At 61.4% G+C, this 13,420-nt stretch carries 12 protein-coding genes; all 12 read right to left on the bottom strand.

The genetic code is table 11. The features are described from left to right. Positions 1-12 precede the first annotated feature (12 nt). Positions 13-798, bottom strand: coding sequence for a TIM barrel protein (locus tag U8330_RS20140; RefSeq protein WP_323107037.1), 786 nt, complete (start codon positions 796-798; stop codon positions 13-15). Positions 799-806: 8 nt separating this feature from the next. Continuing rightward, the gene (locus U8330_RS20135; protein ID WP_323107036.1) at positions 807-1,817 is read right to left on the bottom strand and encodes a Gfo/Idh/MocA family oxidoreductase; all 1,011 of its coding nucleotides are present in this window, start codon (positions 1,815-1,817) and stop codon (positions 807-809) included. 10 nt (positions 1,818-1,827) lie between these two features. Beyond that, on the bottom strand, positions 1,828-2,727 hold the full coding sequence (locus U8330_RS20130; RefSeq protein ID WP_323107035.1) for a sugar phosphate isomerase/epimerase: 900 nt from the start codon (positions 2,725-2,727) through the stop codon (positions 1,828-1,830). Between the two features lie 112 nt (positions 2,728-2,839). Further along, positions 2,840-3,778, bottom strand: coding sequence for a sugar ABC transporter substrate-binding protein (locus tag U8330_RS20125; protein WP_323107034.1), 939 nt, complete (start codon positions 3,776-3,778; stop codon positions 2,840-2,842). Positions 3,779-3,858: 80 nt separating this feature from the next. Further along, positions 3,859-4,878: an ABC transporter permease gene (locus tag U8330_RS20120; protein WP_323107032.1), complete on the bottom strand. Its 1,020-nt coding sequence runs from the start codon at positions 4,876-4,878 to the stop codon at positions 3,859-3,861. Between the two features lie 27 nt (positions 4,879-4,905). Further along, positions 4,906-6,444 (bottom strand): sugar ABC transporter ATP-binding protein, encoded by a 1,539-nt coding sequence (locus tag U8330_RS20115; protein ID WP_323107031.1) that lies wholly within the window; start codon positions 6,442-6,444, stop codon positions 4,906-4,908. 151 nt (positions 6,445-6,595) lie between these two features. Further along, positions 6,596-7,531 (bottom strand): sugar ABC transporter substrate-binding protein, encoded by a 936-nt coding sequence (locus U8330_RS20110; protein ID WP_416236944.1) that lies wholly within the window; start codon positions 7,529-7,531, stop codon positions 6,596-6,598. 268 nt (positions 7,532-7,799) lie between these two features. Next, complete coding sequence (locus U8330_RS20105; protein WP_323107028.1) at positions 7,800-8,828, bottom strand: LacI family DNA-binding transcriptional regulator; 1,029 nt, start codon at positions 8,826-8,828, stop codon at positions 7,800-7,802. Positions 8,829-8,923: 95 nt separating this feature from the next. Then, positions 8,924-9,817 (bottom strand): amidohydrolase, encoded by an 894-nt coding sequence (locus U8330_RS20100; RefSeq protein WP_323107385.1) that lies wholly within the window; start codon positions 9,815-9,817, stop codon positions 8,924-8,926. Between the two features lie 56 nt (positions 9,818-9,873). Further along, positions 9,874-10,848, bottom strand: coding sequence for a substrate-binding domain-containing protein (locus tag U8330_RS20095; RefSeq protein WP_323107027.1), 975 nt, complete (start codon positions 10,846-10,848; stop codon positions 9,874-9,876). Positions 10,849-10,886: 38 nt separating this feature from the next. After that, the gene (locus tag U8330_RS20090) at positions 10,887-11,918 is read right to left on the bottom strand and encodes an ABC transporter permease (protein WP_323107026.1); all 1,032 of its coding nucleotides are present in this window, start codon (positions 11,916-11,918) and stop codon (positions 10,887-10,889) included. After that, on the bottom strand, positions 11,915-13,411 hold the full coding sequence (locus tag U8330_RS20085) for a sugar ABC transporter ATP-binding protein (RefSeq protein WP_323107025.1): 1,497 nt from the start codon (positions 13,409-13,411) through the stop codon (positions 11,915-11,917). The genes U8330_RS20090 and U8330_RS20085 overlap by 4 nt, the downstream gene beginning before the upstream one ends. Positions 13,412-13,420 lie beyond the last annotated feature (9 nt).

Below are 13,420 nucleotides of genomic sequence, written 5' to 3'. Positions count from 1 at the left end.
CGGCGAGGTCGATTAGAGCGCGTCGGTCACATGGCGCATGCTGTCACGCACCGCGCTTTCGGGGTCGGCAAGTCGGTGAATCTCTTCCGCGAAAGGCTCGAAACTGAATGGCCCTAGGAAGCCTGCCTCCACGAGCACGCGGATCTGCTCAACGTTTTCCAGCCGGTCCCGCGCATCCACCAGAACCCGATGCGCGTCGAGCATGTCATCGACAGCGACCTGGGGTTCGACAACGCCTGAAATGTGGACAAGACCCGTTCGCTCGGGGAAGAACTCGGTCTCGCCAGCCAGGTGATGGTGGAAGGTGTCATGGACCAGCTTGTAGACACCCTCGCCATCCGCTTCATCGATCGCACGCAACGCCTCTGCCTTGGTGCGCAGCGAAGAGATCGGGAAGCCGAGGGGCTCCACCAAGCCGATCAGGCCCCGTTCCTCGAGGATCGGCTTCATGGCGACGAGGGCGCTGACGAGATCTTCGAAGGCAACTGGCGTTCCATCGTTCAGCGGGCACATGACCAGCGCCTTCGCACCGGCGGCGGCGGCATAGTCGGCAAGCGCGAGAGCCTTGCGTGGCAGATCACCCGACCAGACGTTGAATGGGTAGAGTGCGTTGATGGAGACGATCGTGACGCCCGCCTTCTCTGCGGCGGCCCTCACCGACTCCGGCGTCATGGTATCGACGATATCGGGAAGATCGTTCCGAATCTCGACTTCGGTCAGCCCGAGCGCAAGAGCCGCCCGGAAGAACTCTTCCAGCGAGAGACCGGGGGCAGTGATGTGGTTGATGGCAAAGCGCATGACAGTTTTCACTTGTAGAGCGAGGGACGGGTGGGAAGAGTGATCGGAACGGCGGCACCATCCGCATCCTGCGCGGCTACGCAGGCATCCGAGGTGATGGCCGCAACGTAGCCGTCCCATGAACTTGGCCCGGAGGCGGTCCCCTCGGCCGCGGCCTTGATAAAGTCCTGGAGCTCCACGTCGTAGCTGGCGATGAAGCGGTCCTTCCAGTCGGTCAGGATTGCGTTCTGTTTCCTGGCACCGAGACGCATCTCGATCGCCATCGGATCCGGCAGCCTGGCTACGCCCTCCTCTCCGACCACTTCGCACTGGATGTCGTAGCCGTATGCGCAGTTGACGAAGATCTCGACGTCGATCAGCGTGCCTTTAGCCGTTTCCAGAATGACAACCTGGGGATCGCGCAGTTTGGCATGGCTGAGGGCAGCCGAGCGTGGATAAAGAACGCGGGCGGAAACGTAATCGTCGTCGAGCAGCCAACGCAGCACGTCGATCTCGTGGATCATCGTGTCATGAATTGCCATGGGAGTGACATACTGCTCTGGAACGGCAGGGTTGCGGTGAGCCGCATGAACCATGATCGGCGCGCCGATCTGGCTATCGACTACCTGCTTGAGGGCGACATAGCCGGCATCATAGCGACGCATGAAACCGACTTGGACCAGACGCTTTCCATAGCCGACTTCTAGATCGACGATGCGCTTGGCACCTTCCGCCGTGGTGGCGAGCGGCTTCTCGCAAAAGCAAGGCTTGCCCGCGGCGATCGCCGCAAGCACATATTGTTCGTGGGTGGCCCCCCAGGAAGTGACGAGGACGGCATCCACATCCGGCGAGGCGATCAGCGCTTCCCCGGTATCGTACACTGTTGCCTTGGGGGCGATCTCAGCCTTCACCGCTTCGGCCGAGGCGACGTTCACATCGCTGAGTGCAACGATCCTCGCCCCGCCGAGTACCTGATTGATGCGCCGGGCATGCTCGCGCCCGATAGCTCCGGTGCCGATAACACCTATTCTGACAGTCATTGGATGAGCCTCACTTGCTGTATTTCGTGATGTAGTTGTTCATTTCGGCGCACATGAACTTGCCCGATTGGTCGGCGCGGTCTTCCCAGGCGAAAACACAGGCGGTCATGATGCCGTCGAAACCAATTTCGGCGAGCGTGCCGAAGAAGTCGTCCCACGGAACCTCGCCCTGGCCGATATTCAGGTGCTGGTGGACGCGCGCCTGTGTGCCGGGCGGGTTCAGGATGTAGCGCAGGCCAGAACTGGCCTTGTGGTTGAAGGTGTCGCCGACATGCACATGGGCGAGCACGTCCTTCGCCTCGCGCAGCATGGCCTTGGTATCGTCACCGAAATAGAAGGTATGCGGCGCGCAGTAGAGGAACTTGACGTGCTTGGAGTTCACGGTGCGGATGATATCGAGCGCCGGCTGCAGCGCTTCGCACCAGTCTTCCGGATGCGGCTCGACATGGAGGTTAATGCCCTCGCGCTCGAAGATCGGCACGAGCTCTTCCATCGAGCGCCACCAGGCATCTTCGCAGGCCTCGATCATCGAACCGGTATGGCAGCAGTAGCAGGAGCCCTTGTCTGGATGCGGGCCTCGGCCGAACTCAGAGTTCATGGTGTCGACTTCGAGTTCGACGGCGATCTCGATGGCGCGCTTCCAGTGCTTGACGGCCGCCTGGCGCTCGGTCTCGTCGTTGGAGGCCCAGCGGTACATTGGCAAGAGAGAGGCGATGCCGACATCGGCCTCCTTGAGCGCTTTCTTGAGCGAACGGATGCGCTCGGGAAAGACGCGCGGTGCCTTGAACCATTCGAGGAAGTCGGCGCGCGGCGAAAGCTCGATCCAGTCATAGCCGAGCTCCTTCACCTTGGCCGGCAGTGTCTCGAGGCTGAGATGGCGGTGCATAAACGGGTCAATGGCGATCTTCATGGTTGCCTCGGGGTTTAGGCGTTTCGGGCGACGGTGCCGCCTCTTCGACAGGCGCTGCCGGGAAGGGACGGGGTCGCGGCTAAGGGAGGCTTCGGCCGCGACCCCCGAGGCCTCACTTGGTGTAGGAGGCCAGTGTCTCGGGCGTGACGGGCTCGAAGGGCACCCAGAGGGTCTTCTCCGATTTCTCGCCTGCTGCGAGTCTGATAGCGGTCCGAACCGAGACCTCTCCCTGCTTGGTCGCGTTCTGATAGACAGTGACATCGATGTCGCCGGCCTTCATGGCTGCAAGCCCGTCCGGAGTGGCATCGATGCCTGCGATCACCACCTTGTCCATCGTAACGCCGGCGGCCTTCAGGGCCTGGGCTGCCCCGATCGCCATCTCGTCGTTGTTGGCGATGACGGCATCGAACTGCGTGCCGGCGGTGAGCCAGGAGGACACGAGATCTTGGGCCTGGGTCCGGTTCCAGTTGGCCGTCTGCTTCTCGACGATCTCGATCTTGCACTCCGGCTGCGAGAATGCCGCCTCGACGTCCCTGGTCCGCTGGAGCGCGGCATGGTTCTCGAGCGGTCCCATGAGAATTACCGCGGTGCCCTGTCCGCCTAGAAGCTTGCAGGCGGCTTCAGCTTCCATGGTTCCGGATTCTTTTTCGTTCGATCCGACGAACGCCGTTCCGTCCGGCATTCCGGCGTCGAGTTCGGCCGGTGGATGGTTGACGTAGACGAGAGGAACTTTGGCATCGGCCGCGGCCTGCGTGATTGCGGCGGTCGAGTCGCCGTCCACCGGATTGACGATGATGGCGTCGACGCCGTTGGCTATGAAGTTCTGCACCTGGCTCAACTGTTTCGCCGGGTCTAGCTGGGCATCCTCGGCAATCAGTTCGACCCCCTGACCGCGCGCCGCTTCATCGCGGATGCCGTTGAGCAGGATTGTCAAGAACGGGTTGTCGAAGGACGTCATGCTGACAGCGATCCGGGTCTCGGCCGCCGCCGGTGCGGCGAATGAGGGGAGTGTCAGCAGGGACAGTGCGGTGAGGGCGAGAAGCGCTTTCATGCGTAACCTTTCAATCGATCCACCAGGGGACCGCGATGAGAACGGGAGTCGGGTGGTTGGAATTGCCGTCCGTTTTCCGGTCAGCTCCGCTTGACCCGCTTTCGCTGGCGGTAGACGTCGGCTACGACGGCGGCGACGATGATGATGCCCTTGAGCATCTCCTGGTAGTAGGCGTCGAGGCGCAGGAAGGTGAAGCCGGAGATGATCACGCCGAAGATCACCATGCCGATCATGGTTCCTGGGATCGATCCGCGCCCGCCGGACAACGACACTCCCCCGATAACAGCCATCGCGATGGCATCCAGCTCGTAGCTCATGCCCATGCCCGCCTGAGCCGTCAGTCCCCGCGAGGCGACTACGATACCGGCGAGTCCAGACAAAAGTCCCGCGACCGCGTATACCTTGACGGTATGCCGCTCGACGTCGATGCCCGAGACACGCGCGGCCTGCTTGTTGGCCCCGATCGCATAGGTGAACTTGCCGTATCGCGTGTAGCGCAGAACGACATGCACGACGGCCGCGACGAGCAGGAAGATCACGACCGGTGCCAGGCCCTTGCCGATCGCCGCGAAGCTGTCGGTCGGGAAGCTGATCGGCTGACCCTTCGTGTACCACTTTGCGAAGCCGCGCGCCGTGACCATCATGCCCAAGGTCGCGATGAACGGGGGAATGCGGGTATAGGCGATCAACAGCCCGTTGATCGCGCCGCAGACCGCGCCGAACAGAAGCCCGATGGCGACGGGCACGATCACCGGCAGGTCCGTAAGGCTCGGATAGAGCGCGCGCTCGAATGTCCCAACCTGCGCCAGACTCATCGAGATCATCGCGGTGGCCCCGACGATCGAGCCCGAACTCAGATCGATTCCGTCCGAGATGATGACCTGCGTCACGCCGATCGCAATGATGCCGATGACCGAGACCTGCAGGATCATGATCGAAAGCCGCTGCGGGTTGGCGAGGAAGCTCTGCCCCAGCAGGATCCAGCCCAGAATCTCGAAAGTCAGCGAAATGCCGATGAGCACGAGCAGGATTGTGAACTCAGCCGGCAGGCGACGCCGCTTGCGTTCGACCTGCTTTACCGTGGATGTGGTGACATTCATGAAGCGTCTTCCTCCCAGAACCACGCGTCAGCGCGCGGCAAGGTCCATGACCTTGACTTGATTGGCTTCGGCGCGATTGAGCACGCCGGAGACATGGCCCTCGTGCATGACGACGATGCGGTCGCTCATTCCGAGAACTTCGGGCAATTCCGATGAGATCATGAGCACGGCAACGCCTTCGGCTGCCAAGCCGGTGATCAGGCGGTGGATCTCGGATTTGGCACCGACATCGATGCCGCGTGTCGGCTCGTCGAGGATCAGGATGCGCGGCTTGGTCAACAGCCAGCGCGCGATCAACAGCTTCTGCTGGTTTCCGCCAGACAGGTTTTCGACTGTCTCGAAGAGGTCCGGCGTCTTCACCCGGAGCTTGGCCGCCATGTCCGCGGCGAGGCGGGTTACCTCGCCCTGTTCGACGAAACCCGCCTTGACATGCGAACGTGTGATGAGCGCGGACTGAATGTTCTCCAGGCAGTTGAGCGTGAGGAAACAGCCTGTTTCCTTGCGGTCTTCGGTCAGGAACGCGAAGCCCTGCGCCATAGCGGCACTAGGGCTGTCGATCGTCACCGGCTTGCCGTCGACGAAGATCTCGCCGGAGGTTGCCGGCGTCACGCCGAAGATCGCCTCGGCAACGTTGGAGCGCTTGGAACCCACAAGCCCGGCCAGCCCGAGGATCTCGCCGCGGCGGAGCGCGAACGAGATGTCGTGGAAGACACCGGGAATGGTGAGGTTCCTGACCTCCAGGATCACGTCTCCGATCGGACAATCGATCTTCGGGAACATGTCGGTGATGTCGCGGCCGACCATCATGCGGATGATGTCGTCGCGGGTCACGTCCTTGGAGAGATGCGAGCCGACATACTTGCCGTCGCGGAACACGGTGAACTCGTCGGCGATCTCGAAGAGCTCGTTCATCTTGTGGGTGATGTAGACGATGCCGATGCCGCGCGAGCGAAGGTCGCGGATGATGGCGAACAGGCGCTCCACCTCGCGCTCGGTCAGCGCCGAGGTCGGCTCGTCCATGATCAGCACGGAGGATTCGTAGCTGACGGCGCGGGCGATCTCGACCATCTGCTTCTGCGCGACGGTGAGTTCCGACACCTGTGCCCGCGGGTCGAGCACGATATTGAGCCGGGCGAACAGCGCCTCGGTCATCTCCGCCATCTTGGCGTGGTCGATCAGGCCGAAGCGGTTCTTCGGCTCGCGGCGGATCCAGATGTTCTCCGCCACCGTCATCCAGTTCATCAGGGCAAGTTCCTGATGGATCATGGCGATGCCCTGTTCGAGCGCGTCGAGCGGCGATTTCAGCGTCACCGGCTCGCCGCGCAGGCGGATCTCGCCGGCATCGGGTTGATAGACGCCGGCAATGATCTTCATCAGCGTCGACTTGCCGGCTCCGTTCTCGCCCATCAGCGCGTGAACCGTGCCGGGTCGGATACGGAGCTGCACGTTGTCGAGCGCGACAACACCGGGGAATTCCTTCCGGATGCCCTCGATCGCAAGAATGCCATCCCGCTTCGTAGCTTCCAGAACGTCCTGGATCGCTTTCGCTGTCGTTGAACTCACCATAGTCGAACCTCCGGGCGTGCCTGTCGACGCCTGAGCGTCATAACCCCGTGGCAGATCCGTTTCGGGTCCGCTTTCGACGCAAGCGTCTTCGCAGCCCGTGCCAGTAGGGTCCGAAGGCGCGGAGCGCGCCTTCGGTATGTTCGATGGAACGTCAGTTTTTCGCCTGGTAGTTCTTCAGGTTCGCGGGCGTGACCAGCTCGAAGGGGACATAGACCTTCTTCTCGACCGGCTCGCCGCGGGCGAGCTTCAACGCCGCATCCACTGCGCCACTGCCCTGCCCGGCTGCGTTCTGGAAGACGGTTACGTCGAGGTCACCTGCGGCGACGGCAGCAAGGGCGTCCTGCGTCGCGTCGATCCCTGCCACGATGACGTCGTCCATCGCGCGACCGGAGCCCTTGAGCGACTGGATGGCACCGATCGCCATCTCGTCGTTGTTGGCAATCACCGCGTCGAACTGGATGCCCGCCGACAGCCAGTTTGTCATCAGGTCCGCGCCCTGAGTACGCGACCAGTTGGCGGTCTGCTCTTCGACGATCTTGATGAAGCTGCAGTCGGGAGTGGCGATGACGTCCTTGATGTCCTGGGTGCGCACACGAGCGGCCTGGTTCGACAGCTCGCCCATCATGACAACGATATTCGCTTCGGTCTTGCCGGCGGCCTTCAGCAGGCGGCAGACCTCGTTAGTCTGGAGAGTGCCGGATTGCTTCTCGTCGGATGCGACGAAGGCCTGTTTCTCGGGAAGCTCGTCCACGTTGACCGGCTGGCGATTGACGTAAACCAGCGGAATGCCTGCAGCGGCAGCGGCCTGTGAGATCGCGACCGTAGCGTCCGTATCGACCGGGTTGACAACGATCGCATCGACACCGGCCGCTACGAAATTCTGGACCTGGCTTAACTGCTTACCGACGTCGTTCTGAGCATCCTCCACCTGTAGCGTCACGTTGCCCGCCTGGCTGGCGTGGTCCTGCATGCCGTTGCGAAGGACCGTAAGGAAATTGTCGTCGAAAAGTGCCATTGACACGCCGACGGTTTCCGCCGAAGCGACTGATGCCACCGATGCGCTTAGCGTCGTCGCCAACGCGACCATGATGAGATGCTGTTTCAATTGATTCTCCTCCAAAAGAATTGGCCGTTGCCGATCGACCGGAACCTGAAGACAAAAAGGTTCCTCTGCCGCGCGCTCCCGCGTGCGGCCTCCCTCGATCCAGCTACTCTGTGAGCGGCCACTTCCTACCCTCGTGGCCGCACCGGGAGAATTCCGTAAACGCACCCTCCGGTCAACGAAGAGCCTGGCGAATTTCCTTTCATCTCTGATAGAATATGATCAACGGATCATGATGATTTCTATCATTCCATCAGACGCTTTCAGGCACCCAGAGGCTAGCCGGAAAGAAGCGCTGCCCCGGACTTTCGGCCATGCCGTTCTCCACCGTATGGACCATCGTGTTGATCAGGTCGCGGCAAAGCTCGGGAAGCGGCGTCTGGAAAACTCCGGCGATGTCGTGGTCCTGCAGCGCCTGGCGCGACTCTGGTGTAAGTTCGTTCACGAGGCATGTGATTTCGCTGGCACGCCCGCTTTCCCGCAGAGCTTGGATCGCCCCCTCCATTCCGCCTCCCATGCAGTACACGCCGACGAGATCGCCATGATGTGACAGAGTGTCCATCAACAGCTCATAGGTCAGTCGTCGTGTCTCCAAGTTGATATGAGCGTCAAGGACCTGGAACTCAGGCGCGAATTCACGCATATACGCCCGGAAGCCAGTTTCCCTGAGAGAATGTCCGTGGAAGCGGTGACCGCCGATGAAGAGCGCCACTTTCCCCGGCTTCTTCGACAAGCCGGCGATCATCCATGCAGCACTGCGCCCCACCTTCATGTTGTTGAGCCCGAGGTAGGCCTCCCGCACTCCCTGAGCAAGATCAGTGAGGAGTGCGAAGGTCGGGACGCCCTTCGCCCGGATAGCGGATACCGCCGCCGTGACATCGTGATGATCAGGTCCCGTGACCGCGACAGCCGACACTTTGCCGGCCATACCGATCAGTAGATCCGAAAGCTCCGACGGCTCACCGGAATTCGCATAGGTGATGGACAAGTAGAGCTGACGGTCTTTGACCGCCGCCGCGGCCAGTTGCAGCTCCGCGGTGAAAGCCTGGTAGAAGGACTGACGCTCCTTTCGCAGGATGACTCCGAAGCGATATGACGGCATGTCCGCCAACATCCGCTGACGAATGATCTTGAGGCCGTGAAAACCGAGCTTCTCTGCTGAAGCGTAGACCTTCTTGGCGGTCTCCTCGCGAACGGGCAGCCGTCCGTTCAGCACGCGGTCAACCGTTGCGACGCTTACACCCGCATCCTTCGCAACATCGGAAACTGTAGCCCGTTTCATCAGCCTGACCTCCCGTGAAAGACAACGAGTAGACTGACATAGATTCTCTCAGTTCGAGAGCCGGTCTATCACCGATTTTACCGGTGGACGCTTATCTAGAGACGATAGTAGCGTAATGCGTTGTCGTGGAAGAGCGCCGCCCGCTCATGCTGCGAAAATCCGGCCGTGATCTCCTTGAAGGCGTTCCAGATCGCATCATAGCTCGAAAAGAGCTTGTCGACCGGAAAGTTGGAGGCGAACATCGCCCGATCGACCCCGAAAGCCGCGATCGCTTCCTCCACATAGGGGCGGATGGTGTCGATGGTCCAGTTCCAGTCGCCCATACCGAGACCGGAGATCTTGCACGCCACGTTCGGCGCTTGTGCCAGCGTCTTCATCGCCTCGCGCCAGCCTTCAAAATGAGACGGGCCGTCCACCTGCATGCCGGTATGGTTGAGGATAATCTGCACGTTGGGAAAATAGCGCGCGAGCTCGAGGAACTCGTCCATCTGCCAATAGTAGAGCTGCAAATCGAAGGTCAAACGTCGTCGCGCCAGTTCCCTGAACCCGCGACGCCATTCGAAGGTCCGGCTGACTTCCGGTGCGCTCAGATATGTCTTGGCGCTGTCGGTGTGATAGTTCATCGACTGCCTGATGCCGCGGAAGTTGGCTGCCTCCATATGCGCGTCGAGAACGTCTCCGATATCGGGACGGCGGAGGTCCGCGTATCCCACAATTCCGTGCGGGAACCCGTGACGATCGGCGACGCCCTGCAGCCAGCGGGTTTCCCCGACGGGATCACTTGGGTCATAGCCGACGTCGAGATGGACTGCCTTCACTATATTCTGGTTGCAGGCATCCGCCAGGTAATCTTCGATGAGGTACGTCTTGTTGATGGCGGTGTAGTCGCCGAACGCAGAGGGCTTCACGCCGTCCGAAAGCCAGGGGTAATAGTTCGTCTCCAGATCCCACAGGTGGAAATGTGGATCGATGATGGGAAAGTCATCCATGTCGCGGACTCCGGCCGCAATGCCCGCCATGAACGACGGGCATCCCGGCCACCTTTTCAGTTGCTGGGCGGAAAGACGCGTGCGATTACTGCCTTTGCCTCCGGCGTATCCACCTTGTCGGCCGTCACGAGCGGCATGACGAGCGCCAGGTCCTTAGTCACCGGCGCACCGGTCAGCTCGTTGTACACCTGTTGCGTTCCGTCGATACCCTGTCCGACAGCCTCCTGGAAAAAGATGCCTTGGATGGCGTTGGCTTTCAGGAGCCCGATGGTCGTCGGACTGCCGTCCGCGACCGCGATGCCGACCTTACCCTTCAGCCCGCGGGTTTCCACGACCTTGGCTGCGCCGGTGCCGGCCTCGTCGTACATGCCGTAGATCGCCTTGATATCGGGATGCGCCGTCAACATATCGTTCGCCTGCGTGACGGCCTCGTTCACGGTCAGTCCGCGCGTTTCCAGAACTTGGACGAGTTCGCACCCATCCACGTCGAACGCATCTTGAGCGCCCCTCAGATACTTCTGTGCATTCTCGCGATCCTGAGGAAGGGACAGCATGCCAACCTTGTTTCCGCCCCGCTCCTTGGCAAGCGAGCAGACGAAGCTTCCCTGGGCCCTGCCGGTCTCGAGATTATTGGCGGTGACGGCGGACGTATAGTCGGTCTGACCGGTCTGGGGACCGATACCTGCGAACGCGATCGGGATGCCCTGAGACTTCAGGTAAGCAAGCAAGGGCGGCGTGCTGGTCGAGCTCACGGGTCCGATCACGATCGCATCGACGCCCTTGGTGATGGCTGTCCGGGCGTTGTCCATCTGCTTGGCAGGTGAATTCTCCGAAGTATACTCGACGTAGTCCATGCCGAGTTCGGCCGCCTTCTGCTTCACGCCATAGCCAACCCACTGCCAATAGGAAATGTCGAGCGACGGGGCAAGATACGCTACAGTCTTCTTCTCCTGTGCCGAAGCCGTGTTGAATGTCGCCGCCAGTGCTGTGGCCGTAATGGCTACAAGGGTGATGGTCAGTGTTCCACGCATTCCAGTTTCTCCTCCACGAGACCAGCATGATGCTGGATTTAACCGGCTCCCCGCCGGGATTTGCTGAAGCGGTCGATGAGAACCGCGATGAGAATGGCGAGACCGGTGACGGATCCCTGCCAGAAGCTGTTGATGCCGATCAGGTTGACTCCGTTCTGGATGACCGTGATCATCAACGCCCCGAGCACTGCGCCGATCGCGGTTCCCGTGCCGCCGAGCAGACTCGCTCCGCCAATGACGACAGCGGCGATGGCCTGCAGCATGAGACTGGATCCGGCAGTCGATTCGGCGTTGAGGATGTACGAAATTGTAAGGAGCCCGGAGAACGACGCCAGGAGCGACGATGCGACATAGGCGAAGAACGTCGTCCGCTTAACGGGAATACCGAGCAGGAATGCAGCGGTGGCGCTGCTGCCGACTGCGTAGAACCACCGTCCGGCTACGAACTTCTTTAGGAAGAGCTCGATCACCACCATCAGGACGACGCAGAACAGGATGTAATTGGGTACTCCGGGGATGAAGCTGCCGCTGTTGAGCAGCCAGAAGTCCGGATCCCCAATCGGCATGGATCGGCCGTTGGTGACGATGAATGCCAGCGAGCCGGCGACAGCGAACGTGATCAGTGTCACTACGAAAGGTGCAAGGCCGACGATAGTGACTAGAAAGCCGTTGATCGACCCGAACGTGAAGCCGACGCCAAGGCCGATCAGGCTCGCTTCGACGCCGCCGAAGCCCTGGGCCATAGCTTGTGCGGCGACCATTCCGGTCAGGGAGAAGACCGAGCCGACCGAAAGGTCGATTCCACCCGTGATGACGACGAGAAGCACGCCCAGTGACATGATGATAAGCGGTGCGCCGGCCTGGGTGATGTTGGCGAAATTTCCCCAGCTCAGCGCCTGCGGGACCTGGGAGCCGACGGCGAGCGTCAGCAGGACGATCGCGATCGCAATGGCGATCTCCGTTCGGTAGGTCGAAAGCAGACCCTCGCGATATCGGATCGCGGGGTCGCCTCCCGGCGCAGGGTCCGGCGCGCTCCGCCGCGCAGTGGAGGATACAGGTGTTTCCGTCATGCCGCCATTCCTGTGAGTTCCGCAAGCCTGTCTTCCGTCAGGTCCTGCCGGTCGATCATTCCGGCGCACCGGCCTTCGGTGTCGAAGGCAAGGACCCGGTCGCACACCTCGAGCAGCTCCGCGTTTTCGGTTGACCACCAGACGATGACGGTGCCACTCGCCGCCATGTGGCGGATAAGCTGGTAGATTTCCTTTTTCGTACCGATATCGACGCCTCGGGTCGGCTCCTCCAGCACAAGGAGACGGGAGGGAAGGCTCATCCAACGTGCCAGGAGCAGCTTCTGCTGCGTGCCGCCGCTCAACGTGCCGGGAAGCGCCCAGAGCGAGGAGGCCTTGACCTTCAGAGTCTGCAGGAGGTCGAGACACTCCCGCTTCTCCCGCCCTCCGGCTAGGAGGCTACCGCGCACGATCCTGCGCGACGCAAGAACATTGTCGACAATCGGCAGGCTGTGCAGAACGCCCTTGTGTGCGCGATCGCCAGTGACAAAACCTGCGCCGCTTACTGCAGCCTTGTGCGGGGTGGCGAAACGCTGCGGCCAATCAGCGTGCGTGACAGTCCAGTTCTTGGAGCGCGATGCGCCGACGAGCGCCGCTACAAGCGCCTGAGGTCCGGCTGGCGCGCCGGCAAGACCGAGGATCACGCCTGGCTCAAGGACCACCTCCAGCCCGTCCGTCCGAAGGACGATAGCGTCACCGATCTCAGCCCTCCGCCGCGGAAGCACCGCCGGCCGCTCGGCGGCGGTAGGCACATGCGTGATCTGGCCCATGTTCTCTACGATCTCCGCATCGCTCAGTGCAGACATCGGTTGCCGGTCAACCACGGTACGGCCATCGCGAATGATGCTGCAGCAGGTCGCGATCTGCCTCAGCTCTTTCATCCTGTGGGAGACAAAGACAACGGAAAGACCATTTTCCGCTGTCAATCGCCGCAGCACAACGAAGAGCCGCTCGGTTTCCAGTGCGGTGAGGTTCGCAGTCGGCTCGTCGAGCAGGATAAGCTCAGCGCCAGAGGCGAGAGCCCGAGCGATCTCCACCATCTGGCCCTCATGCAGGCTGAGGCTGCCGACCAATCGATGGAGCGCCTTGTCGGCGAAATTCCTGTCGATCATCGACAGGGCCGCGTGCGCATGCTTCATCCCAACATTGCGATCAAAAAGACCGATGCCGCGGTTGTAGTGCGGCAAAGCGATGTTTTCGACGACGGTCAAGTGCGGCAGGAGCGCGAGTTCCTGATGGACGACGGCGACCCTACGGCGACCTTCGCTTTCGTTCCGCAAGAGGCCTTTCGGGCTGCGAAACTCGATCTCGCCGCCATCCTTCGCTGCCGTACCGGTGATGATTCGGATCAGCGTCGACTTGCCCGCCCCGTTGCCGCCGAGCAGCGCATGTATCTCCCCTCTGCGAACGGAAAAGTCGACGCCCTTCAGGACGGATGTCGCGCCGTAGGTCTTCGTAAGGCCGCGTGCCGCGAGGATGATCTCGTTGGTCTCCAACTTAGGCAC

The sequence above is a fragment of the Rhizobium sp. CC-YZS058 genome (assembly GCF_034720595.1).
In the GTDB taxonomy this organism is placed as follows: domain Bacteria; phylum Pseudomonadota; class Alphaproteobacteria; order Rhizobiales; family Rhizobiaceae; genus Ferranicluibacter.
This window is presented reverse-complemented; position numbering and strand designations above follow the sequence as displayed.

What these genes read in the sequence shown, in the direction of transcription:
- U8330_RS20140 (WP_323107037.1), bottom strand. Translation starts at nt 798, where the DNA reads ATGCGCTTTGCCATCAACCACATCACTGCCCCCGGTCTCTCGCTGGAA.
- U8330_RS20135 (WP_323107036.1), bottom strand. Translation starts at nt 1,817, where the DNA reads ATGACTGTCAGAATAGGTGTTATCGGCACCGGAGCTATCGGGCGCGAG.
- U8330_RS20130 (WP_323107035.1), bottom strand. Translation starts at nt 2,727, where the DNA reads ATGAAGATCGCCATTGACCCGTTTATGCACCGCCATCTCAGCCTCGAG.
- U8330_RS20125 (WP_323107034.1), bottom strand. Translation starts at nt 3,778, where the DNA reads ATGAAAGCGCTTCTCGCCCTCACCGCACTGTCCCTGCTGACACTCCCC.
- U8330_RS20120 (WP_323107032.1), bottom strand. Translation starts at nt 4,878, where the DNA reads ATGAATGTCACCACATCCACGGTAAAGCAGGTCGAACGCAAGCGGCGT.
- U8330_RS20115 (WP_323107031.1), bottom strand. Translation starts at nt 6,444, where the DNA reads ATGGTGAGTTCAACGACAGCGAAAGCGATCCAGGACGTTCTGGAAGCT.
- U8330_RS20110 (WP_416236944.1), bottom strand. Translation starts at nt 7,531, where the DNA reads ATGGTCGCGTTGGCGACGACGCTAAGCGCATCGGTGGCATCAGTCGCT.
- U8330_RS20105 (WP_323107028.1), bottom strand. Translation starts at nt 8,828, where the DNA reads ATGAAACGGGCTACAGTTTCCGATGTTGCGAAGGATGCGGGTGTAAGC.
- U8330_RS20100 (WP_323107385.1), bottom strand. Translation starts at nt 9,817, where the DNA reads ATGGATGACTTTCCCATCATCGATCCACATTTCCACCTGTGGGATCTG.
- U8330_RS20095 (WP_323107027.1), bottom strand. Translation starts at nt 10,848, where the DNA reads ATGCGTGGAACACTGACCATCACCCTTGTAGCCATTACGGCCACAGCA.
- U8330_RS20090 (WP_323107026.1), bottom strand. Translation starts at nt 11,918, where the DNA reads ATGACGGAAACACCTGTATCCTCCACTGCGCGGCGGAGCGCGCCGGAC.